The sequence below is a fragment of the Desulfogranum aggregans genome (genome assembly GCF_055398265.1).
Genome location: NZ_AP042447.1, coordinates 2285280 through 2310939 on the forward strand (window position 1 = coordinate 2285280; position 25660 = coordinate 2310939).

At 45.0% G+C, this 25660-nt stretch carries 19 protein-coding genes; all 19 read right to left on the reverse strand.

Translation table 11 applies throughout. From position 1 onward, the window contains the following. Positions 1–138: 138 nt before the first annotated feature. The gene (locus ACZ52Z_RS10210) at positions 139–2550 is read right to left on the reverse strand and encodes a YfhO family protein (RefSeq protein WP_464270636.1); all 2412 of its coding nucleotides are present in this window, start codon (positions 2548–2550) and stop codon (positions 139–141) included. A gap of 48 nt (positions 2551–2598) precedes the next feature. Next, a complete protein-coding gene (locus ACZ52Z_RS10215; protein ID WP_464270637.1) occupies positions 2599–4623 on the reverse strand; it encodes a glycosyltransferase family 2 protein in 2025 nt (674 codons plus the stop codon). Then, positions 4616–8098 carry a glycosyltransferase gene (locus ACZ52Z_RS10220; protein WP_464270638.1) on the reverse strand — a complete coding sequence of 1161 codons (3483 nt, stop codon included), beginning with the start codon at positions 8096–8098 and terminating at the stop codon, positions 4616–4618. Before ACZ52Z_RS10220 ends, ACZ52Z_RS10215 begins: the two co-directional genes overlap by 8 nt. 61 nt (positions 8099–8159) lie before the next feature. After that, positions 8160–9128: a UDP-glucuronic acid decarboxylase family protein gene (locus tag ACZ52Z_RS10225; protein ID WP_464270639.1), complete on the reverse strand. Its 969-nt coding sequence runs from the start codon at positions 9126–9128 to the stop codon at positions 8160–8162. A 39-nt stretch (positions 9129–9167) separates the two neighbouring features. After that, positions 9168–10148, reverse strand: coding sequence for a UDP-glucose 4-epimerase GalE (galE, locus tag ACZ52Z_RS10230; protein ID WP_464270640.1), 981 nt, complete (start codon positions 10146–10148; stop codon positions 9168–9170). 6 nt (positions 10149–10154) lie between these two features. Then, positions 10155–11270, reverse strand: coding sequence for a glycosyltransferase family 4 protein (locus ACZ52Z_RS10235; protein ID WP_464270641.1), 1116 nt, complete (start codon positions 11268–11270; stop codon positions 10155–10157). A 12-nt stretch (positions 11271–11282) separates the two neighbouring features. Further along, positions 11283–12638 (reverse strand): hypothetical protein, encoded by a 1356-nt coding sequence (locus ACZ52Z_RS10240; protein ID WP_464270642.1) that lies wholly within the window; start codon positions 12636–12638, stop codon positions 11283–11285. Positions 12639–12691: 53 nt separating this feature from the next. Continuing rightward, positions 12692–14080 (reverse strand): surface carbohydrate biosynthesis protein, encoded by a 1389-nt coding sequence (locus tag ACZ52Z_RS10245; RefSeq protein WP_464270643.1) that lies wholly within the window; start codon positions 14078–14080, stop codon positions 12692–12694. A gap of 2 nt (positions 14081–14082) precedes the next feature. Next, entirely contained in the window at positions 14083–15114 is a 1032-nt protein-coding gene (locus ACZ52Z_RS10250) for an N-acetylneuraminate synthase family protein (protein WP_464270644.1), read from the reverse strand. Between the two features lie 19 nt (positions 15115–15133). Then, the gene (locus tag ACZ52Z_RS10255) at positions 15134–16240 is read right to left on the reverse strand and encodes an NAD-dependent epimerase/dehydratase family protein (protein WP_464270645.1); all 1107 of its coding nucleotides are present in this window, start codon (positions 16238–16240) and stop codon (positions 15134–15136) included. Positions 16241–16252: 12 nt separating this feature from the next. Continuing rightward, positions 16253–17395, reverse strand: coding sequence for a UDP-N-acetylglucosamine 2-epimerase (gene neuC / locus ACZ52Z_RS10260; RefSeq protein ID WP_464270646.1), 1143 nt, complete (start codon positions 17393–17395; stop codon positions 16253–16255). A 12-nt stretch (positions 17396–17407) separates the two neighbouring features. After that, entirely contained in the window at positions 17408–18142 is a 735-nt protein-coding gene (locus tag ACZ52Z_RS10265) for an acylneuraminate cytidylyltransferase family protein (protein ID WP_464270647.1), read from the reverse strand. Then, a complete protein-coding gene (locus tag ACZ52Z_RS10270; protein WP_464270648.1) occupies positions 18139–19956 on the reverse strand; it encodes an ABC transporter ATP-binding protein in 1818 nt (605 codons plus the stop codon). The genes ACZ52Z_RS10265 and ACZ52Z_RS10270 overlap by 4 nt, the downstream gene beginning before the upstream one ends. Before the next feature lie 60 nt (positions 19957–20016). Further along, the gene (locus ACZ52Z_RS10275; protein WP_464270649.1) at positions 20017–20994 is read right to left on the reverse strand and encodes an NAD-dependent epimerase/dehydratase family protein; all 978 of its coding nucleotides are present in this window, start codon (positions 20992–20994) and stop codon (positions 20017–20019) included. After that, positions 20994–22178 (reverse strand): NAD-dependent epimerase/dehydratase family protein, encoded by a 1185-nt coding sequence (locus ACZ52Z_RS10280; RefSeq protein ID WP_464270650.1) that lies wholly within the window; start codon positions 22176–22178, stop codon positions 20994–20996. Before ACZ52Z_RS10280 ends, ACZ52Z_RS10275 begins: the two co-directional genes overlap by 1 nt. A 3-nt stretch (positions 22179–22181) precedes the next feature. After that, a complete protein-coding gene (locus ACZ52Z_RS10285; protein WP_464270651.1) occupies positions 22182–23288 on the reverse strand; it encodes an SDR family NAD(P)-dependent oxidoreductase in 1107 nt (368 codons plus the stop codon). 30 nt (positions 23289–23318) lie between these two features. Further along, entirely contained in the window at positions 23319–23639 is a 321-nt protein-coding gene (locus tag ACZ52Z_RS10290) for a hypothetical protein (protein WP_464270652.1), read from the reverse strand. Positions 23640–23770: 131 nt separating this feature from the next. Then, the gene (locus ACZ52Z_RS10295; RefSeq protein ID WP_464270653.1) at positions 23771–24451 is read right to left on the reverse strand and encodes a hypothetical protein; all 681 of its coding nucleotides are present in this window, start codon (positions 24449–24451) and stop codon (positions 23771–23773) included. Between the two features lie 50 nt (positions 24452–24501). Further along, positions 24502–25659, reverse strand: a complete 1158-nt coding sequence (locus tag ACZ52Z_RS10300) for a glycosyltransferase family 4 protein (RefSeq protein WP_464270654.1) — start codon at positions 25657–25659, stop codon at positions 24502–24504. Between the last annotated feature and the right edge of the window lies 1 nt (position 25660).

Here is a 25660-nt window from a genome sequence, read left to right on the forward strand (position 1 = left end):
AGAAAAAACTAACGGCTCCGCACCGAAATGAACCAATACTTGTCAACCTGCACTATTTTTTTATTTTCATTACTACAAACGAAATAACGAGCTGGAAACACTATTCTTCTCAACATAGCCCGCACTTAATGCCCTATCCTATTTTTTCGTCTGTCCAGGTACAGAGATAAGAGGGTATTTCAAACGCATTAACAATGCCAGCACCAAAGCAACAAAAGAAATCAACATACTTTGATAAAAAAATGGAGGAGTATAGTGCAGTTTTATATCATAGATGCCTTTACCTGGTAAAAGGACTCCGGTAAATCCAAAATCTAGTTGTAAGAGTTGTTCTTTTTTTCCGTTTACTTGGACGCTCCAACCAGGATCAAAAGGGACCGGAAAAAACAGGATAGCAGGAGCTAACGTCCTGGCAGTTCCATGAAAGTGTTCATTACTCCAAGATGTTAATTTCAGCCCGCGTTGATTGAACACGGTGCCAGCATTATATGGCCCAAAATCCACATCCCTTGCTTTGGTTTCTATTCTGCTAATATGTGGTATTGCTGTTTCAGTAACTACTGCTTCCAGCAATATAGCGTCTTTTTCTCCCAATGAATATTCTTTGAAAAGTGAAGCACTAATTTGTTTATAAAACACCTTCCCAAAAGAATATACATAGTTATTCCTATACACTTTTATTCCGGAAATAGTGTCGAGCAATGAAAAACCTTCAAGGTCACTACACTCTTTTTCTGTTCTACAGAGAAAATATTTAACCCCAAGCAGCGACTGGAGAGCTGAGCGCTTTTCCATACCATACCGATACGAGGCAAGGCGTGGAGAGTCCTTCGAGAGCCCCAAGTAGCGATAAAAATCAACCACACCTTTGCTGACAAAACCGAAATAGGCCTGCGTACCGAAATATCCCTGAACAAGGGAGTCGTTGAGATGACCATCATTATACCCTTTTTCAAGCCTATAGAAGGAGTCATCAATCTGTTGGAGGTGGTAAAGAGTTGTCAACGTACTGGGATTAAAATAATACTCACCCCGCTTTGCAAAAAAAGGGGTCACGGTACCAGGATTACTGTCTACGGTACCCCGTGAAAACAGGCTAATCTCAACAGCTACCAAAAACAGCAAACTGTACTTCATCCAGACGAGCGATTTACGAGGCAAAAAGAAAAACACCAGCAAATACAAAAATACAAAGGCAAAGGATCGCCATAAAGTTAGGCGATCCACTGCCCAGACACCTGGATTCCATTGCTCAATTGCAAAATAGAGAGCAAGGCTTAGGCAAAATGCGATAAACAAAAGACGCATCAGGCGACGAAGGGCACCAGCTGAAGAGGAAGAAAGAGATCCTGTAAATATTTGCCCTAATAGGACTATCGCTGGGTAAAGAACGAAAAAACCACAAAACAAGGAAAGATATTTAAACGTTCCACTGGCAAACCCATTGAGCGCCGTACGGAAAAAAGGAAAGCAGCAGAGGACCAACACGCTGCAGGGAAACAACCACAGCAACCTATGTTTCTTTTCCTTTACCGCCAGGGACAGCGGGAACATTAGAAAGGACAAAATGCCAACATAGAGGGTTGAATCCTCAAAATAATTAGCCATGCCGCGATAACCGATCCAGGAGCCCAGTAGATCGCTTGCAAGAAAACGAGCAAGAAAAACTTGGAGACCGGGCCACGTCTCCAGCGAAAAAATCCTCAGTAGTGCATCCACAGCTGAGGCATCATGAACCGCGCCTTCTACCCGTGAAGAAGATAAGATGGCCGCAATGTTCGGCAGGAGCACATAGGCACTTATAAATAATCCAATAATAAAAAAAAGGGCTAGCCAACCGTATACCAACAGTACACGTGAACAGTAGCCCATGCTATTTACGCAGCGGTAGAATACATATATTGCTCCAAAACAGACCATCTGAAACAATTGTAACTCTCCCTTCAAGGCCACCGCCCCCAAGACGATCACCAGCGGAAACCAGCGCCCATCTTGAAACCAAAGCTCAAAACAAAACAAAAAAATGGCCACAAATACGGCATAATTGGCATAGTGATACCAATGAATGTTAATGACCATGTACCCGCTGAATGTAAACAAAAGCGAACCGATAATCGCAGCCACCGGCTCAATATTGAGCTTTCTGAGGAAGGCATGAAAAAACAAACCGGCAGCCATAAATTTGAGCAGGATCACCATGGGCATGGCTTCTAGGAAATAGTCCTGTCCAAACAGAAGGAAAACTAGGTCAAACGGGTTAGCATTGGCCATGAGGGAGTAGACATCAATGCCCAGATCGAACTGGAATGACCAGAAAGGAAAGGTGCCGGATAAGAGATTCTTCAGTCGAAAATACTCTATGGGATAAAACTGACTGAGGGTATCAATGGCAAATTGATCAAAGACAAATGCCTTGCGAAATAATAGGTAATCCTGGAAAATAAACGACCAGATGCCGGCTATAACAAAACAGAGGCAAAGTTGGCTGTTTCCAACAACAAGCCGCTCAATAACCAGGAGCGCTCTCTTCTCGTCTTTAATCCAGCGCATATGTTTCTGTTCCCCCTACATCTGCAGATGTACAACTGAAGAGGTCAGTTAGCTGACGTTATGTTTACTCTTCTCAAGTCCTATGGAGAAATCTTCCCGAATCAATGATAAATTGGGATTATAATAAGGGTCCCCTTGTTGGAGAAGCGTACCCCACCTTTCTTCACAAAATTGTCGTTCTTCACCAAATCGACGCCTTTTTTGAGGAGTATTCTCATAGCCGCGACTGATGGACTCGTGGTGATACAACTCGGCAAAAGGGGTATACACGACCAGATACCCTCTCTCCCTCATTTTCAGGCAGAGATCAACATCATTAAAAGCGTGGCTTAACTTCTCCTCAAAACCTCCAACCTCTTCGAACACTGAACGCTTTGTCAGCATGCAGGCCGCGGTGACTGCACTCAAGTTCTGAACCGTTTTCAATCGCCCGAAGTAACCATACTCTAAACGGGGAAAATATTTGTGGGAATGGCCGGCCACCCCGCCAATTCCAACAATTATACCGCCGTGCTGAATAGTATCATTGGAGTAATAGAGCAGGCTACCAACAGCCCCTACGTCTGGACGCTGCGCATATCCAAGCATTTCCTCCAACCACTCTGGAGAAATCACCTCGGTATCGTTATTTAAAAACAACAGGTAATCACCTTGGACTTCTTTGACTGCGTAGTTATTGATTGCAGAAAAATTAAACGGTTTGCGGTATTCAAGAATAGAAATCGCCGGATGATCATGTAACGACTGATAATAGGTATAAGTCGCCTGCTCCTCACTGCCATTGTCTACGATGTAAATATGGTAGGAGGCGTAGGAGGTGCGGGCAAGAATAGAATCTACACAGCGTCGGAGGATATCCGCCTTATCCCTGGTGGGAATGATGATAGCCACCTCGGGTCGATGTGCCAGTGCGTAGTGAATACGGTAGGAGCCGAGAAAAAGTCCCTCCTCCACCTCACCATCGATCCCGATGCGTTTCAAATGCTCGGCAAGGGCCTTTCGGGCGCTGGCGTAGGCATACATTTTCGCATCCCCTCGCTTGCCCACTGACCCTTCTATGGCACGCCAGTGATAAAGAACGGCCGGTATATGTACAATCTTTTTGGCCAGCTCGGTCACACGAAGAAAAAGATCGTAATCCTGTGAACCATCAAATCCAGCCCTGAAGCCACCGACCCTGCTCAGCAGTTCACGCTGTATGACGGTAAAATGGCACAGGTAGTTATAGCTGCGCAGCGTGTCTGGAGACCAGTCAGGCTTGAAAAACGGGTCATAGCGATGTCCCCCTTCACTGATTTTATCCTCATCACTGTACAGGACATCAGCATCCGGTTCCCTGTTAATGGCTTTCACCACCTCCAACAGAGCATGGGGTGCGAGCTCATCATCATTATCAAGCAAGCCGACAAATTCACCGGATGCCAATGCCAGGGCGGCGTTAGAGGCGCCGGCAATTCCTCGGTTTTTCGGCAGGTAGGTAATACTCACCCGCTCATCCGTTGCAGCAAAGTGCTCCAGTACCTCCTGCAGGCGTTGATCGGTTGAACAATCGTCTGCGATGCAGAGCTGCCAGTGGGGGTAGGTCTGTTGCTGTACCGAACGGAAGGCTTTTTCCAGCCATTCAGGTTTAACGTTATATACCGGCATCACCAGGCTGATGGTTGGAAGCGAGGAAAACCTCTCCATTTCCGATTCAACCTGGCGGAAGGCAGCATCCAGCGCCTCCTGTTCCAGCTCCATCCACCGTGCATATGCGTCCTTGCATACCCCCATCCGGACCAGCGGCAGCGCCAGATATTTTCGGTACAGTCGCTTGCACCGAGGTATAAAAACAGCTTGCAGCGAGGGAAACCAGTTCAACAAATGCACCCGTAACAAACGGCGAAAGAATTCTGCACAACGCCATACCTTTGAATTGAGCACACTTGCATGCTCCTTTTCCAGCCTCAACAAAGCGTGCTCCTGCTCGGCATAGAGTCGCTGCTGACGAGCGAGTTCCTGCTGTAGCCGATGCACCTCGTCCTGCTTGCAGACCTCCTCTTGCTGTGGGCTTTCCGGCCTTAGTTTACTCACAACTGTTCATCTCCAGCAAACGATGGCGCTCTTCAGGTGAACTATACCAGGTCAGGAAACTGTTTTTGGCAAAGTCCTCCCTGTCCAGGCTGAGGTTGCAGTTAAAATAGGGATCTCCGGCCTGCAGAATCTCTCTCCACTTTGCCTGAAAATAGCTGACCTCTTGCTGGAACCGGGCCTTTTTCTCCGGAGTATCTTCATACCCTCTGGAAATCGACTCATGGTGGACAGCCTCGGCATAGGGGGTGAAAATGTTCAGGTACCCGGCTTGTCTTAATTTCAAACAAAAATCCACGTCATTTAATGCGACACCGAGATGCTCTTCATCAAGCCCATTGACCTGCTCATAACAGGATCGCTTCACCATCAGCAGCGCTGCAGTCACCGCGCTGAGATTCTGGATGCAGTTAAGCCGGTTAAAGTAGCCGGCCGAGGAGCGTGCAAAATGGCGATGACCATGGCCGGCGAACCCACCGATACCGATAATAACCCCGGCATGCTGGATTGTATCATCAGGGTAATAGAGCTTTGCTCCCACTGCACCCGCCTCAGGACGCTGCGAGTGCTCAAGCATGGCCTCCAGCCAGTCACTATTCAACACCTCGATATCGTTGTTCATGAGCACGACATGCTCGCCCTGACATTCGCTGACACCGAAGTTATTGATAGCCGAATAATTAAACGGATGATTATACTCGACAAACCTAACCCGCTGATCGCTGGCCGAGAGTTTTTCCATCAGAGCGAAAGTTTCCTCCAGTTCACTGTTGTTGCTTATCCCCAGTACCTCATAATGGGGATAGACGGTTCGCTCCAACAACCTATTAATGCATTGCCTCAGGTAGTCCGGTTGATCGCGAAAGGGGATTATAATGGAGATCAACGGTCTTTTCGCTAGTCGTCGTTTTACCCGGTAATAAAATGGCAGGTTTCCGTAATAAACTTCTCCCTGAACAGCTCTACGGACAAGCGCGGCCTCAAGCGCCTTTTTGCCGGCAACATCTGCATAGGATTTCGCACCGGGATCGGCACTGGTGGAAGAGGGAAGCGTTCTCCACCTGTAGAGTATTTTGGGAATGTGTGCAATGCGCTCAGCACGCTCGGTCGCCTTCAGCAAGAGGTCATAATCCTGCGCACCGTCACAGACAGAGGCCACTCCGCCGACCGATGCATACAGGTCGGCTCGAAGGACAAGAAAGTGAGTGATGTAGTTATGGCAGAGGAGCAGGTCTGGAGAAAAATCAGGTTTATGGTGAGCCTCAAGCAAGTTGCCGTCAACATCGACAATACATTCGTCCGAGTAGACAATGTCCGCTTTCTCCTGATTCAAAGCACGCACGACCTCAAGGAGGGCATTTCGGGTTAACTCATCATCATTATCGAGAAACCCGATATACTCACCGGTAGCCATTTCCGCAGCGGCGTTGGTGGCTCCCGCTATTCCACGATTTTCCGTGAGGCAGGTAACTTTTATCCGAGGATCCAGGTTTCGGTACTCTTCAAGGACCGTCTGTACGTGGTGTTCAGAGCTGGCATCATCCACTAAGCAGAGTTCCCAGTGTTCATAGGTCTGCGCAAGCACCGAGTCTATGCAGGCGCGCAGGTACTGTGCCGGGACATTGTAGACCGGGGTAAGGATGCTGATTTTAGGCAGTGAGGGAAAGGACTCCTGTATGCGGACAGTTGATCGCCCTTCCCAAATTCCTTGACGGATGTAATGGTACAAAGGGTTTTCCCCGCTCTCGCGAACATCGGCATTAGACTCCAGATAATATCCGCTATCAAACAGAGGGTTGGGTTTGTAGCCCTGTCTTGCACCCTGGGTGAGATAGTGGGCGAGGGGAGACAAGCCGCTCTCCCTCACCTGAGGATAACACCGGAGGTAATAGTCGCTTTCAAACATTGCGCAGGGATTCCTGCCCTCTCTCCAGCCTACCGAAGCATAATGATAGAGCGGATTAATCCCCTGCTCAGCTACCTCCGGATAGGCTAGCCAGTACCAACTGGTCTCAAACAGGGGGTTGGGATTACGCCCTTCGCGGTGCCCATGCTCCAGATAATGAATGAGCGGGTTGATCAGGCTAGAGCGTAAATCGGGGTTACAGGCCAGGTAGAATGCTGTATCAAAGAGCCCTGAACGTTCTATAACCCTATATGGCTGGGAAAAAGCATAACGGGCATTGGTCGCCGTATATTTCGCTTTCCTTACGCCAAGCCTAAGCAGTTCTTTCCAGGTAAGTGATACCGCTGGCTTATTCAACTCAGCGGATTGCAGGCGATCGATTTCAGCCTTAAATCCTTGGGCAACAGCCCGCTGGCGCTCAATCTCTTCATCTTTCCGTTTCAACAGGTAGAAAAAAGCCTCTTTCCCTGTACGTAAAAAATTGAGCGAAACGGTGAAACGGGCAATACGGTTGGCATGAAAACTCGGATCTGGCAACTCGTATTGGATATGGGGAGTGTTGTTACTGAAGACCAGGTTGGTGTGATCATCATCGATGGTATTGGCCAGAAACTCCACCAACCGGACGGTGTATCCTGATTCCGAGCTGAGTTCCACAGCGTTGAGATGAAGTGCGCAATAATCATTGATCGGGTGAAAACGAAGCCGCACAACCCTGCTGAAGCTTGAGACATCAAAGGATATCTGCCTAGTCAATGGATTGAGCTTCTGGGTAAGGGTCTGCTCCTCATTGAACCCCTCACCGGTATCAACATACAACCTGGTGACGTAGTTCTCTTCGTGGCGATCTAACAGTTGGTCAATCCAGATGTGAATATTGTCCGAAAAAAGCTGCCGGTGTTTGCGGTAAATCCTGCCCAAGATCTCTGTTTTCTGCTCTCTACTCTTGGAGCGAACCATGGAATCAGCGGTAACCCGATAGTGAAACAATATTTCCGGAATCTTGTATACCTGTCGTCCGCGTTCGATCAGGGAAAGCCAGAAGTCATAGTCTTCCCACCCAAAGACCATCTCCGTGTCATACCCGCCGACAAGCTCCCAATCGGATCTTCGAAACAGACTGGAGCAGAAAATCACGTTGTCAAGCAGCATCACATCCAGCGAGTATTCCGGCAGCACCCACTCACTCTCCAGTTCACCGAACAGTCGAGCACGACAGTAAACGATCCCCATGTCCTTGCTTTGATCCAAAATGCGGACCGCTTTTTCGAGATATGTCGATTCGATACGATCATCAGCATCGAGAGGAAGGATATATTCACCGACAGCAGCCTTGATACCATTATTTCGTGCTGCTGCGAGTCCCTGGTTGTCGGTAGCAATCACCCGGGTGCGCGGTTTGGCATAGGCTGCCAGCACCTCGTTGGTGTGCTCATCGGTTGAACCATCATTGACAATGATGATCTCAAAATCATCATAGGTCTGCTGGAGAACTGACTCAACGGCCTCATCGACATAGCCCCCCTGGTTGTAACAGGGTATAACAACGCTTACTTTGGGGTGATGTTGCATGTATTCTCAAGACATGAAAAAGGAGAAAAGCGTACGCAGAAAGGAACAGGTTGGACGGCTCCTACTCTCCGCTAACCAATCCTGAGGACAATAACCGGTCAAAATACTCAATGGTGGGGCGCAATCCCTCTGTCAGCGCAACAGTGGGCTCCCAATCAATCACCTTCTTAGCCAGGCTAATATCGGGCTTTCGCTGCATGGGGTCATCACTTGGCAAGGGATTAAAGGACACCGAGGAGGAAGAACCGGTCAACTCAATGATTACATCTGCCAGTTCCTTGATGGTGAATTCACCAGGGTTGCCCATATTCATGGGACCGGTGAAACTATCATCCGTCTCCATTATGCGGACAAAAGCCTCTATGAGATCACTGACATAACAAAACGAACGGGTCTGGCTTCCATCACCGTACACGGTAATCGGCTTTCCTTGCAGAGCCTGAACAATGAAGTTGGAAACAACCCGTCCATCATGAGGATGCATTCTCGGCCCATAGGTGTTGAAGATACGGCCGACCTTTATACGTAAATTATGCTGGCGGTGATAATCAAAAAACAGGGTCTCGGCACATCGTTTCCCTTCATCGTAACAGGACCTGTAGCCGATGGGATTCACTTTCCCCCAGTAGGATTCCGGCTGTGGATGCACCTCCGGGTCCCCATAGACTTCGCTGGTAGACGCCTGAAAAATCTTCGCCTTGACCCGCTTGGCCAGCCCCAGCATATTAATGGCACCATGGACACAGGTCTTGGTGGTCTGCACCGGGTCAAACTGATAGTGAATGGGAGAAGCCGGGCAGGCAAGGTTGTAAATCTCGTCCACTTCCACATAGAGGGGAAAGGTCACATCATGGCGCAGTAATTCAAAATTGGGATTGTCCAACAGATGGGCAACATTATCCTTCGTACCGGTAAAATAGTTATCCAGACAGAGGACATCATGGCCCAACTCAAGCAGTCTTTCACAGAGGTGGGACCCCAGAAAGCCACTGCCGCCCGTTACCAGTACTCTTTTTTTTGAAAATCTCACAGTGCCTCCATGGCTACAGGATTGCTGGAAATTGGCAAGTTATCTTTGTTCCCGTGCATGCCACTGATAAGCCGTTTTGATAATAGTATCCACATCGGAATATTGTGGAGACCATTGAAGTTCTCTTTTCGCCTTGGCTGCGTTGGCTACCAGCACAGGAGGGTCGCCAACTCTTCGCTCACCATATGCAAAAGGCACCTTTACCCCACAGGCAGCTTCTGTGCTGTCAATAATTTCCTTCACCGAGGTACCGGTTTCAGAGCCAAGATTAAACTGATCACTGTTGCCGGTTGCTTCAAGCAGTGCGAGCGATCGTACATGGGCATCGGCAAGATCCATTACATGAACATAATCACGTATCGCCGTCCCATCGGAGGTAGGATAGTCATCACCATAGACCACAAGCTTATCCCTTTTACCAAGAGCCGCTTCCAGAACAATGGGAATAAGATGAGTTTCCGGGGTGTGATCTTCGCCTATCTCTCCATCCGGGTCAGCACCGGCAGCATTGAAATACCGCAGGGCAACATGCTTCATCCCATAGGCATGGTCATAGTCGGCAAGGATTTGCTCGATCATCAATTTACTGCGGCCATAAGGATTTATGGGTTGCTGCGGCGATTTCTCAGTAATAGGTAATGTTTCTGGTACGCCAAAGGTTGCACAGGTGCTTGAAAAAACGACTTTCTCGCACTCAGCCCTCCTCATAGCTTCCAGTAAATTGACAGTCCCGGAGACATTGTTGGTATAATACTTTCCCGGATCTTGTACTGATTCCCCAACATAACCAAAAGCCGCAAAATGGATAACCGCTACAGGCGAGTACTTTGCAAATACTTCCTTCAATCGGGGTGCATCGAGAATATCCCCCTCTTCAAAAGGCCCCCATTGTACGGCTTCCTTATGCCCATAAATTAAATTATCATAGGTTACAGGCAGGTACCCGTTTTGCTTGAGCACCTTACAGGTATGACTCCCTATGTAGCCTGCTCCACCGGTTACTAATACAGTTTTACTCATAATCCTCTACAATTTTATGCCTGAACTTCCCTCCGAAACAAGACTCTCGTAGAGAAGCGCATATCGTGATATCATTTGCGGTAAGGAAAAGTTTTCCTCAATGATTTGCTTTGCTCTCATCCCTAGGCGTTCTCTTAGGTCCTTACTGGAGAGGAGACGAATGACAGCATCACTAATCTCATGTGGGTCATGACTGTCAATGAGGATCCCCGACAAACCATGTTCGATGATTTCCGGATTCCCTCCTAGATTGGTCGCGACGACAGGCTTTCCCAATGCACAGTATTCCATTATGACATTGGAAAGTCCCTCTCCATCAGGGCTCAGGAGTACACAAACCTCAGCACCTTTAATATAGCCACCAGGTGCAATGCAATCATTAATTATGTGAACATGCCCTCTCAGTCCGGATTCTTGAATCTGTTGCCGGTACTCCTGCTCTCTCTCCCCCTTGCCTATTAGAAAAAGTTGATGCCTGTCAAATTTCTCACAGATCTTTGGTAATGCGTTGAGCAGTGCACCGTGGTCTTTTTTGCGAGAAAAGTTCCCAACCATGCAAAGGTAAGGAGCATCTGATTGAAATTTTTCTACATTTTGCAAAGGCTGCAAATCGATTCCATTGTAGATTACTTTAGCCCGCCATTGATCTTTCATAGAAAAAGCCTCAAGACCAGCTTGAGAGTTAGCCACTATCCTGTCAGCATACCGCATTGCCAGTTTGCTCAGCTTATCACGGCGGGTGAGCATTTTTCTTGCTGAGCGAATGGATCCGTTTATGAGATGCACGCCTGTTAATTTGGCGGCAACGACCCCAGCGATATCGGAAATGCTGCCAAATGTATGAATAATATCAATGTCCAATTCTTTGACAAACCGAGTCACCGACCATGCCAGCGTTACGTCGAGTGGATGTGACTGTCTAATTGGAAGAGTTTCATCTGCGTAGTATCGGGCCTCCTGCTCTCTTTCCCCTCCCTTGGCAAGCACCCCGAACAACGTAAAAATATGAGGGCAATCTCTCTTCAACCCTTTGAGCAATTCAACAATCTGTCGCTCTGTTCCACCGGCCGGCATTCCATCGACCAGAATAAGCACCCTGATACAAACATCTTTCTTCTTCAACAGAGACACCGGTTAGTTCTCAAAATTGGCAGCTTGGCGATAGAAACCTACCTCCAGCTTGACGTTGTTGACCTCAATGGACTCGACATGTGAACCCCAGTAACCTTTTTCAAGAAGAGTTTCCACTACCCGAGGAGAAATCTTCTTTTCCCCAAATACCAGTGCAAAGTCTGCACATTGTCGCTCCAACACTCGCTCAAAGGGTATGGAGTGGTTATCGCACACCACGCCGATGGTACGAGACTGCAACAGACTACTCCTCAGAGAAGACGGATAAGTGGAGGCCTTGCCATCTATACAATCAAACCGGCTAAAACCGCTAAGGTACCACCATGATCGCAATGCAGGGCACTCCTCAGCAGACCGGCTAAGGTATCCCCAAAAAAGCCCCCGGGACAGTAGCCCCATGGTCACAGCTCCAACGCCCTGACAGATATCAACCACTACCGTCTCGCTCAAGCTGATTCCAATATCTGACAGTAACTTTTCTACCCGACTACAAAAAACTTCAATGGCATCAGACGGCTTTCCCTTTATCTTTTCTGGGGTCTGTAATAACATTGAAGACAACAGATCGCGCCCATACCTCTCAACAACTATCTTATTGATAAGGTTAATCTTTGACGTCTCAGACAATATGAAGTTTTGTATATCTACATAGTAGATTTGGTTTCCATCTGTAACTATGTTATCCCTAAAAGATGGCGCTCTCAGGTCACAATGTTCAGCAATACTAGCCGTCATCATCCCCTTATCTCGCAGCACGCTTTTAAACTTTTCTACGAATTTTTCCCCCTTACTACCATAAACAACGGGGCCCTCTATATGTTCAACTATTTGAGCAAAACAGGCGGACCCGCCTTCACTCTTTAACTTAATCAGGTCATACACCCTCGGAGCGACCTGTTCCTGATGAAGCAAGTTAGCAACAATCCCTTTCTCAAGCACACTACCGATAGCCTTCATGCTCCAGTTAGTAGAAGCAGGAGCCAAAACCGAGGAAGTATAAAAGGGAGTGCCATCAGGCGATATTTCCTGACTCTTTATAATTTTAATGCCGAATGGCTGAGGATAGCGTTGAACAAGTGAATCACATATTTTTTTTATTTCACTTTCACCAGAAACATATACACTATGCCTACCGCTCTTATAAGTTACACCTTCATATTCAAGGACTTGACTTATGCCAATGTCACGAGAAGTTGCCAAGTCAATCTTTGAATTATATGTTAATATTGATTGCCGCCATTTTACCAATGCATTCAGTTGTTTTCTTGCTGGCCATAGTCTTAAAATAAAATAGCCATACATAGAATGAATAATGTATTTATCCACCCACCTTAAAAAAGGCCAGACACCTTCGGGCATTATTTTTTTTAGTCTTGATCTCAACAACGTACTGACTCAAAACAACGGATTTACTATACTGGCTTTGTTATCGTAAAGCAGGAGTCCGACAATTTCCGAACTTGCATTCCGGTAAAATCAGGTTCTATTCTAATAAAATTAGTTACAGCCCTTTCCATTTCCGCCAACGGTAAGTTGTCAAACTTATGTCGGGCATATAGAGCACCTTTCCGTCCTTCCCTGAATCGCCGGTAAAGGGTCAACAGATGATAATATGACCGAAATGGCGACGATGCCAACAGGCGGAAATACTGTCGCGGCTTTGACAGGTCTTTAACCAGGGACTTTAAATCATTTACGATAGCACAGCACGCCGTTCCACCAGACATATTGGATATATAATACTCAGCGACCTGCAACTGTGCTTTGCTCTCCTGGCCGTGAGAGGAGGGGTCTGGTCCTTTGAGGTGACCTATCTTGCATAGTACAGCATTGACTAACCCATCGATATCCGGCACAGTTACACTCAAGAAATTAGGCAAAAATGTTTCAAATTTTTCAGATTGTATTGGCCGAAAAGCAATAACCGGTTTGTTTAAAAGGTATGCCTCAACAGCTGTAGTGCAATCGTTATGCACAACACACTCAGAAGCTAAAATCCATTCGATAACGTTGCCTTCATGTAAAACATGGACATTCCCATACTCCGCTGTAACGTCTTTCCAATAATCATGATTTTCCGAAGGATGGGGACGAACAACAAGTTGTATATCCTCCAGTTTTGCAGCGAGTCTTTGTACCCCTCTTACAAACTCTGAAAAAATCTGTTGCTGAAACTGTCGCCACTCACGTATAAATTTCTCCATCTCCGGGCCCCTTCCTTTCTTACGAATTTTTTCTTTATAACCTGGGCCTGCAAAATGGTTCACATGCCCAAAATTCGTATTTACCAGGACGAAGCGGCCTAACTGCCTTCTGATTTTCTCTACTCGCTCCTTGTAAAAGGGACGATATTCTTTTTGCAACATATCAAACCGAGGATTACCACTCGTGATTATTTTTCCCCCGGCCTCCGACACAGATGCCTTTATTTCTTTCTCATGATGCTCACCCCAAGCATAAAACCTCTTTATTAGTCTAAAAGCATCCCTGGAAAAACGTTTTTCAACGTACGTTCCGTCATGAAAAATAAGCCCTTCTTCGTCCCATGCGACCAAGGTATTGCCCAAAGCAGAAAATCGTTGAAACCACTTCTCTTTTGACTGAGCAACACTTTTATCAACATATATTCCGGGCAACCTGAACGGCAGCTGTTCCCTTACTTCCCGCTGTTCACCAATAATCACCCTAAACCCTGCATTTGCTGCGTACAGGCTAAATAGAACCTTACCGTGTAACTCTCTTACCTTTGTTTCAATAGGAACAAAGAGATTGACAGGTTGAGATAAATTAGAGGAGTGCATAGCTACTTCAACAGCTCATGGGTGATAAATTGATCCTGCACAATATCTGCAATCAACCTTTTCCCTATTACATCATGCATATTATCCGGTGACAGTCCGGTTCCAGGCCGTTTAAACGCAAGATCTCCGGCAGTCAATTGATGCCCTGAACCAAGATCCCTGGCTGCCACAATACTTTGACGGGCCCAGTCCCTCGCCTCGCTCAGCAGCTTTTTGCGCTTCCCCTTATTACATTTCAAAGCTTGTTCTATGTCACGAATATGGGAGACCATTTGCTTTAAATCATCTGGTTCGCATGAAACAGCACAATCCAGAGAGCGCTTATCTTGCTTATCAAACGAAATATGCTTTTCAATCACCTTTGCTCCAAGTGCTGCAGCAGCAGTAGGAACATGCCATCCTATTGTATGGTCAGAGTAACCCACTGGGTAAGTAAAGCGCTGTTGCATTTTTTTTATTGCACCCAGGTCAACAATATCCAGCGGGGTTGGATAAACAGTATTGCAGTGCATAATTATTATCTCATTGCATCCCCCTTGCTCAAGAACCTGAATTGACCGCTCAATTTCATTCATTGAAGCATGCATGCCAAAAGAAATCATTACCGGTTTTCCTTTGGTCGCAACTTGCTCTAAAAAAGCTGCATTTACAGACTCACCGGACCCGACCTTCACAAACGGCACATCCAGTACATCAACAATAAAATCCAAATCTTTTTGCGTATGCGCCGTTACAAAAAAATCTATATTCCTGATCGAACAATAGTTCCGTAATTCTATTAAATCTTCATAGGTCAACTCTTTGTACTTTAACCGACGATACCAATATGGCGACTCATACCGAGAAACGAGGTCTTCCGTACTTTGTGCCTGAAATTTAATTGCATCAACTCCCGCAGCCATTGCCATGTCAACCTGTTGCTTGGCAAGATTTACATCCCCCCAGTTAGTCAACCCACCCTCAGCAATAATATAGACAGGACTATCCTTACCGATTTCAAAACGATCATTTCCAATAAAAAGGGACTTCATCATCTCTGTAACAAGCCAAACTCTAAATGTTAAACCATTTAATTACCGGTAATATAGAATCTTCTAGAATATTATTCTTTGTTTCTACAATTTTCTTTATTAACTCCCGTAAAACCTCTACGTCCAACTCCTCACTAATATCAGCAACCGATTTTGAAAGGATTCTTTCTCGCTGCTCTACAAATTCTTTTCTAGGGTTTTCGATATATTCTACGGATACATCAATCCCAAGGTCACGGATCGCATCTTGAACGAACCCCGCTGCTTGATTCAAGGACATGATGCTTCCAAAGGCATTACAGGTCTTTATATCGCCAGGCGCAACGATTTCTTGTTGCTCTACAACCAATGCGATCGCATCAACAGTATCCTGTATGAGAGTGAAACCACACCTGTGCTTTCCGTCTCCGTAAAGGGTTAAAGGCATCCCTACAACCGCTTGCACGCAAAACCTGTTAACAACTGTGCCAAAAACCCGATCATAGTGAAAAGCAGTCTGCAAATTTTCATGGAGAACCGTCTCTTCAGTGGTGACATCATATACGACCCCGGTGTTGACAACAGCGGCCTTCAGCATCCAGTTTTTACATGAAAAATACAGATTGTTATAATCATGCACACGGGATAATTCATAAAAGGAATCTGCGGCAAACGTATCTTTTGAGCACACGTTTTCCCCGTCCGCAAGTGAACTGGATCCTAATCTTACGTACAATGCTTCCGGGCATGACCGTTTCAGGGCAAATAGGATGTTGAGCCCGGTAATGATATTGTTCATCTGAGTGGTTACCGCAGTGTTTATCCCTTTCATGGAGAAAGGGGCGGAGGGCTGATCCGCACAATGCACGATGACATCAGGCTTCCACTCAAACAAATCGTATACGAAACGCTGATTGGTCAAATCACCAACAACCAAGTTAATGCTGTAACCGGTACACTTTTCCCAATACTGAATTCTGTCTTGAAGAATAGGCAACTGAACCAGCGGTTTTACCCCTATTTCCAACTCCCATTTCCGCTTATTAAAATTGTCACAAATCGTCACATCATGACCGGCACGAGACAGCTTCATGGCCGTTGGCCAGCCGATATACCCATCGCCACCTAGTATCAGAACCTTTTTTTTCATCGCAGATTAGTCTCAGTAGGTAATTTTTTTCATGAGCCACGACTCATCAAGATCAATTGTTTTCAATATCTCATAGATTCGCTCACCGGCATTGCCTGTACCAAAAATAAAGTTATTTTCAACAGTACTTCTAAATTCCTCGCTCAAACCTTTTTTAATCCCACGAAGAATGGCCTCTTTATCCGGTTCAACATCAATTACATTATTATCACGCACTCTCCCGTTCTGCCTTAGCCCGATATTAACCGTTGGCAGACCAAAATATGGGGTTTCCATTAAACCAGCACTGGAATTGCCTATAAAAAGAGTGGCTCTTGACATTAAGCTCCAAAAATCAAGCGCTTCAATATTTGGATATACATCAAGAAATTCCTTTTCCCTGAATTGATCTATTGCCTTGATGGTTCCTTTATATCCCTGATCACTACAAGGATACACCATTATTGTTTTTGTATCACACTCCTCAAGCGCAGATAACAACTCGTATGCTTCTTCATACGATTTATTTTCCTGGAGGGTCATGGGGTGTTGGATGCATATAAAATATGGCTCGTCTTCTGCAATGCCGTACCGTTTCAACACCTCTTTCGGCAGATTATATCTTTTCTGAACGATGTAATCCACATAGGTAGCCCCCACATTCTTGACCCGATGAGGTTCTTCTCCCAACTTTACAATACGCTGTGCACTATCTGAAGAAGAGGGAAAGTGCAGATGCGCCAATTTTGTAATAGCATGAATACGATTGCCGTCACGATTACCCGCAACATCACCGCCAAGAATATGAGCTATCGGTATATTCAACTCCATCGCAGCTATACAAGCAGACAGGACTTCCCCACGATCACCAAGGGTAACCAAGATATCCGGCTTTGCAAGGCTAAGTATATTGGTCATTTTCATCAGGCAGCGCCCCAAAGCAAGCGACCGCTCCTCACAACTGTCATCCAACTGGCCGAGTTCCAGTTTGTATGAAATCTTGAAAAACTTCTCCACTTCTTTGGCGGTATAGCCAAAAAAAGTTGAAAGATGCATATCGGTAACAATCAAAATTAAATCCATGTCTGGATCGTCATCGATAAACTTCATCAACCCCAGCATGGCTCCGAACCCGCCACGCTTTCCCGTTACAATTGCAATGCGCCGTTTTTTCATCAATATGTAGCTTTAGAATGCTTTCAATTTACTTTTTTTATATTCAAGCCATGCTTCAACCAACTGCAAATCACCTGGGTAATCAATATCCATGGCATACTCCCATTCAACTTCAAGAAAATGATTGCGCACGCCTTCAAGTTTCCCTTCGTTAATAAGAGTTTCGTAGGCAGTAATCCACATGTTGGCAGCCTTGTAAAACACACTCTGCTCACGAAGAGATTTATCATAATGTGCTTCAGGTTGCCAAAACTCCATGAATCCGCTCTTACCACGGACTCTTATATTGTAAGGATTGGAAGTTGTATCAACTTTCGTAACCGTTACAACAGAGTCAACCTTTTGCCGTGATTGTAGGATATCCACAGCACTTTTAATATGGGCGGAAGATAGGACGGGGGTGGTTGGTTGCAGCAACACCGTATAGTCAACATGCATTTTTTCGTTCTTTTCCAACCAATCCACAGCGTGGATTATTGTATCAACAACTTTGCTTTCTGCTCCTGCGAGAGACCTGGGCCTGATAAAGGGGACCTCTGCTCCGAAGTTAACCGCAACCCTTGCAATCTCACCACAATCGGTCGAGACAATTACTCTGGATATCTCCGGCACAGAAAGTGCTGCTTCAACCGGATAGGCAACAAGGGGCTTTCCCGCAAGCAAAGTAACATTTTTGCCAGGGAATCTTACGGATCCCCCCCTGGCAGGAACGATTGCCACAATATTGGGTAACTGCCGGCCTTTCACTGGTCACCTTGGGATTTACAATTGGGCTGCACATGTTCATCCTGTATCATTTCCCGATAAGGTCCGCTTCGCACTATTTTTCCGTCTTTCAATTCAATAATGAGATCACAGAACTGCAACGTGGTTAATCGATGGGCAATCATTATAATGGTCTTTTTCCCTGCTAAACTCCGAATCCCTTGCATGAGGGTATTTTCTGTAGCGTTGTCAAGAGCGGATGTCCCTTCGTCAAAAATCAAAACATCCGGGTTATGGTAAAGCGCACGGGCAATTCCTAATCTTTGTTTTTGTCCACCACTTAACTTGACGCCTCGTTCACCAACAACAGTTTCATACCCTTTTTCAAGAGAACCCGCTATTGTCTCATGTATTCTAGCGAGTTTACTCGCACGAATAACCGCCGCACGGTCAACTTCTCCCGGCTCCACACCATAGGCTATATTATTTTCCACAGTATCATCTAGCAAAAATATTTCCTGCGGAACGTAACCTATCTGCTTTCTCCAAGACGGCAATAAATCTGAAGACACGACAAGATCGTTTACCCTAAAATTTCCGCTTTGCGGGACCAGCAGTCCAAGTAACAAATCTACAAAGGTCGTCTTGCCCGCCCCTGTCGTACCTATGATCCCGACAGTTTTCTTGCCCTGAATAACAAAATCTATATCCCTGAGAACGGGTTTCCCCTGTCCAGGATACGTGTAACTAACTGATTCTGCTTTAATTGTATTAATCTGGCGAAACAAGTTAAGGGGCTCTTTATTTTCTCCTCTTGCGATTGGATCCTGGCTAACGGCTTCCAACTCCATGTCCTTCAACAAGCTGTCCAGAGCAGGTTTTGTATAGCGTATTTCAGATAGCCCGATAAACAGAGTCTGCAAAGCAGGCATCAGCCTATAACCAGCAAAAGCATAAAGAGAAAGCACAGGGACAAGACGGGTCAACTCATAGTCAAGGGCCAGGTAATAGATAATAATCACAAGAATTCCTCCGAAAGCAATGACTTCGAAGGCATGTTTAGGCAATTTAGAGACAACGCTTTTCATGGCCTGGCTACGGGAAAACTCCTCCGAGTACTGCTCAAACCTTTTAAGAAAAAATCGTTTTCTCTCCAGCACATTCAGTTCTTTTATTCCTTTCAACGCCTCATCAGCGGTCTTAAACCTCCCTTGATTCGCAATCGCCCGCTCTTTCCCTATTCGCTTCAGATACCGACTGATGAATGTAAAGAGAAGGGTATAGGCTCCTCCCATGCAAATGGAGGTCACAAGTGCGAGATTCGTGTCAATGTAAAGAAGCAGGGCAAAAACTGTGGTAACAGTAATGATATTCTTAGCCATTGCCAACAAAGGGCTAAGCAACCCCACTACCACCATCCGAACTTCATCAAATAAATTTTTTTCGAGATCAGAAGTGTTTGCACCTAAAAAGAACTCATAAGGTTTTCCCATGTAGTGAGAAAACATCCGCGTTGAAATACTCGCATTTCGCATCCAGGAAAAATTAAAGATCCACCAGTTAACATAAGCAGTATACCCGTTATTCAGGATGAGCAGACCTAAAACGCCACCTCCGAGAATCAACAAAAAACTTCTTTCTCCTCTACCTCCGAAGAGTTCGTACAAGTAGCTCATCATCTGGCTTTCCTGTAAGGATCCAGGATCAGAAACCACCTGCATGAAAGGAAGAATAGACCCTACTCCGACACATTCAACTACACCCAGCAGTATCATGGCCAAAACCAAACGATAAAGCTCCCATCTTTCGGCCCGTGATAATAATGTGAAAAGCTGTGTAATGAAATGAAACATCATTTTTGTGCAGTCTGCACTAAAGTGAGGATGAAAAAAATGTAAGGCGGGAAAATTTCTGAGTTACGAATTACAAAGAAACCAATCAACAGTCCTGCTAAGCCCTTCCTCAAGGCTCACCCCTGCACTCCACTTGAGTATCTGCTTAGCTTTTGTGGTGTCCGAGTAGTTCCTTTTCACATCCCCCAATCTTGGTTCTGTATATGTCACTGCAACTTCCAGGGAGTACCTTTTTTGCGCAAACACTTCTAACAATACATCAGCCATTTCTCCAACCGAGGTTTCCCGGGCTGTTGCAATTTGAAAGGTTTCCCCTCCTATTCCGGAAATACTAGATGCCTGCCGAATCGCGCTAACTAGGTCATCGATATAGAGGAAATCCCTGGTCTGGGCACCATCACCATAGACCTCGAGGTTTTTCTGCTGGAGAACATTTTTTATAAATTTTGCGACAACGCTGTCCTTTCTGGTTGAAAATGGGCCATATACATTACTAAAACGCAATGCAACAGTCTCCACTCCAAACGTTTTAAAGTAAGCGGAACAATATCCTTCACCCGCCAGTTTACTGGCACCGTATGGCGATACAGGATGTGGCGGAAGCTCTTCATGGATCGGCGGTGTGCACTCTCCAGCTGGGGCCCCACTGGAGGCAAAAACAAACCGCTTACCACCGCTCAAGCGTGCGGCTTCAAGATAGTTAAGGGTTCCTAATACGTTAGTGGTACAGTCATAGCGAGGATTCTCGACAGATGGAGCTACTCCAGTGTTCGCGGCCAAATGAACCACGACGTCCACGCCTTCTATCACCTCGATCGCCAACTGTTCATCGAGGATATCCCCAACAATCAGTTCCACCTTCCCCGGTGCTACTTCCCCGACAGACCTACTCTCCTGAAAAGCACACACAGCGGAAAGGTCTTCTTTATTTCCAACAGAGAGATTGTCCACAATCCGAATAGAATGGCCTCCTTCTTTCAACAAAGCCAGCATGAGGTTTCTTCCAATAAAACCGCACCCTCCAGTTATCAACCAGCGCATTACCACTTTACTCCTTTATAGATTACATCTTTACGGATATTGTCTTTGTACCGTCCAACTACCTCAAACATATCTTTGAGCATTTCATCTGTAAGGTAATGGGGCTTCACACCGAGTTCAAGCAACCCCTGATAGGAAGGGTTATAATAATGTTCTTCTGCTTCTTGTCTTGGGTTTTCAATTTTTTCAATCACAACATCGTACCCAACATCCCCCCCCACTCTGCTGACCATTTCAGCCAAATCGTTCACCGTAAACGTTTCCATTATCTGATTGAAAACTCTTAAATCACCGGGTTCTGGGGGATGCTGTACAGCGTGATAGACGCACTGAAGTGTGTCATTAATGTTGAGATATCCTCTGGTCTGCCCACCACCCCCGTATACAGTAAGCGGGTAGTCGGCAATAGCTTGAACGATAAAACGATTTATTACGGTCCCAAAAATCTCATCATAATTGAATATTGTTTTCAAGCTATCATCTACCAAAGATTCTTCTGTAACTATTCCATACACCGGCCCCTGCATGAGATCGGTAACAGTTAAACCCCAAGTTCTTACACCGAACCACAGGAGGTCTGTATCCATAATCTTCGAGGTGTGATATATTGAACTCGCCTGCCGTGGAAAAAGAAATTTATCGGATCTCCCTTTGTGCTCTATCTCCAACCACCCTTCTTCTATGTCTATATTGGGCGTACCATATTCCCCCATAGTACCTAACTTGACGATATGGCACTCTGGCGCGAAATCTTTCACCGCAAACATCACGTTGTTCGTAACAAGCAAATTATTGGCGATTGTTGTGTTCGCATAGGAATAATCAATTAATGAATATGGCGCGGAAGGCTGTTCAGCAAAATGAATTATTGCGTTTGGACTTCCTGTAAACCTAGCATTTACAGACCACTGGTAGGTGATTTGCCCGTTAAACAGGGACCTGGCCACTTCAGGCTTTACAAGGTCACCGATGACCACCTTAATTTCGTATCCGGTTTTTTTGTACCAAATCTTGGCTCGTTCTACCAAAGAAGGTACCGGATACAGCATCCCTACATCTAATTCGAGACAACTGTTCCTGCGAAAATAATTATCAACAACAGTTACTTCATGCCCTCTGCTTGAAAAATACATAGCACTAGGCCAACCAAGGTACCCATCACCTCCCAAAATAAGAATGTGCATGACTCAATCCCTTTCACCTGGCCAGTAACGTTTCGCAGGCATACGGTCTTCAGCCGTTGCTGACAAATCAAGCAAGTCGCTCTTTTTAAGAAACGCAAGAACCTCGCTCTTACTCAACGGTTTTTCATTGGCTGAATTATAAGGGTGCTCCACCTTTTCTCTCAAAATATCCTCATAATCATAAGTGATGTCTCGATATATCCCTCGAAACGCCGGCAAAACTATAAAAAAGTCTTCAAGTTCAACGGTTCTTCTGATTTCCTCCTCACTCATCAGTTCTTCGTATTGTTTCTCCCCCGGCTTTGTTCCAATTTCCTTTATCTCAATTTCTTCTGACTTATATCCAAATCGAGGGGCAAGCACCTCTATCATTACCTCTGCCAAATCTTTTATTCGAATGACCGGCATCTTCGTGATAAAAACATCACCCCCTTGTGCCTTTCTAGAAGATTCGACAACCAACTTGACAGCGTCACTAATGCTCATCACAAACCGGGTCATCCCAGGGTCGGTCAGAGTTACTGGGCCACCCTTCGAGATTTGTTTTTTAAAAATAGGAATAACTGAGCCACGAGACCCAAGTACATTACCAAATCGCGTTGAGGCAAAAATAGGGCCTTCGCGGCGGACATTACTATTGGCTGCCGTCATTATCCTTTCGCCCATTAGCTTGGATGTCCCCATCACATTAGTCGGATTTACAGCCTTGTCAGAACTTGTGAAGATTACTTTTCCAACACCATTTTCGTTGGCTGCAAGAATTACATTCTGCACCCCTATGATATTGGTTTGAACAGCTTCAAACGGAGAGCGTTCGCAAAGAACAACATGTTTAAAAGCCGCAGTGTGGAAAACCACATCGATACCCTTGAAAGCACGTGAAAGTTTATCCCTATCCCGCACATCTCCAAGAAAAAACGTTCCCCTCCCATCTTCGAGGTACTGCTGTTCCAAAAAAAAGAGCCCACTTTCATTGTTATCAACAGCAACAACTTCTGCGGGGTTATAGTTGCGAGTCAAGAGAAGATTGAGTAATTGTGAGCCCACAGTTCCACAGGCACCAGTAACCAAGACTCTCTTGTTTTCCAAGAACCTCCCTTTTTCAACCACTTAAACCCTCCAATGAAGTAGTTCCCATTTTTACTCTGAAGAATTCTGCATTGAAACCAACAGCTGTCTTAAAATCTTAGAGTGAAGCAATTTTTTTTCCACAGCATCTTCCATTTTACAAAAACACTGCTCCCATAACTCTTTACTCAACAACAACCTTTCAATACCTGCAGAAAAATTTTCAAATGAGACATCAAACAATATTTCTCTTGGAATTAGTTTTCTCCATGATACATCTACGGATGGCTCATTTATGTACGGCAGAGCCCCTAAACCAATAGCCTCATAATGTCGATAACAGTCCCATCCTCCCCCCTCCACAGAAACAACTATCTTGCTCTTTGCGGACAAAAAGCAATACTCATCAAAAGAAACAACATCCTTAATGACAATATTCCATCTTTTTTCTGCACTTATTTTTTCAAGAAAAAATTTAGCCTTTCTCCTTAAAGAACTTGAAGAACTGCCTGCATAAAAAACATCTATATTTTTTCACAGGATCTATTTTTTTTCAGTGAAAAATATTTTTCATCCTCTATACCAAGAGGCACACCTAAAATTTTATCAGACTCTACAAGTAATTTATCCCTCCTTACTCTCCAAGGGCTTGGTCGGTTCTGATAGTATACAAATAATCTATTGTAGGGCAACTCTCTTTTAAAGTAAAAGTCAACCTTACCTAGCACTTCTTGCTCTCTCTCAGTTATGCATATCCAGTCATTTAAATCAACGACAGCTAAAAGACTTTTTGAACAAATATTTTCAATTGGCATGGAGAGAGAGTAGAAAAAATTGTATACTTCCTTTACCCCATCAACATTTCCATGAATCATTCTTTTAAAATCTTTTAATAACTCAACCACTTTTTTTCTGAATCCAAGCGTTACATATCTAAAAAGTTTACAATCATGATCAACAATCAATACAAGGTCATAAGCACCTGATTCGATTTTTCTTCGCACTTGCCTAAAACTTGGCACGACTTTATAATTTAAATCGTCCCATTTACGACTAGCACCCCAGTATTTGTCGAGCTTATATTTTATATTTTCAGGAAATTTTGGATATTGTTCAAAATAGACATCAGGTATACCTTTTAATGCACCAGCAACAAATGCGCCAAGAAGTGGCTTTTCAGCTGACCTCAAAAAAAGAATATTCATAGTAATAATATTATAAAAATTTAATAGTTAATGAAATTTTCACATAACCATTAGTCACGGTGCAAAATTTTATGGTAAAGCACTCCATAATATCCCGATACAAAATCAAAAGAATATGTTTCCATCATTTTTTTCCTTGCAGCTAAGCCTATTCGTCTTAATTCTCCATTATTTAAATAATTATTTTTCACGCAAACAATTAGCTCTTGGACATTATCTTTTTCAAAGAAAAAACCATTTTCATTTTCATCCACCAAGTCTACATTACCACCTATACGGGTAACGATTACGGCTAGCTCTGCAGCCATTGCTTCCATAAGCGCATTTGGAAAGCCTTCTTGCCTGGAAGGGAAAACAAAAATATCACTATTTGCTAAAAACAGCTCCGGGCTATCACTTGCTCCAAGAAAAATCAACCGATTCAATCCCAAAGTATTTTTGAGTTTTTTCAGCTCAGCTTCAACGGAATCATCCTGGTCAGTACCACTCCCCAAAATAAGCAGGTAAAGGCCGGTGGTACTCTTTTCCAACTGACCCCATGCTTCAACAAGAATATCAACACCCTTTCGCCGGACAAGGCGACCGGTAAAAAGAACCACTTTAGCACTTTCTGGCATCCCTAAATTGCGCCTGAAAAGCTGACGTTTTTCTTCATCATTTTCCCGGCGAAATTTATTGCAATCAACTCCATTAGGAATACATGCGACCCGTTGCTCTTCAAGCCCAACCAATTCCAGCTCTCTTCTGATCTCCTCAGTCATACATACCACCGCATCTGACTGTTTAAAGATTTTGAGCATCAAACGCCCCAACGCCTTCTCCTGCAGCGGTTTAACTTTTCCGGCGGTGGCTATTTTCGCTACATTCTTTGCCCCGGTGACCCATGTTCCAATGCGACACAGCACACCCATTTTTACCACTCCATGGGAGTGATAACAGTCATAACGTCGACCGGACAGAAGCAGGTAGACGAATAAATGAAAGACAAAAACTAAGGTTGCAATGGGATTCGCTCCTGGTATTCCCAACCGCACAAGCGGGACACCGTCAATTCTTTCACTTTTTGCCATGTTTCTGCGCCAACGTCTCGTTACAATTGTCACGCTATGCCCAGCTTCAACAAGATAGGGGATAAGTTGACGAAGCTGATTTTCCGCTCCACCCCATACGGGAAGATAACGCTCTGTAACCATTAAAATTTTACTCATA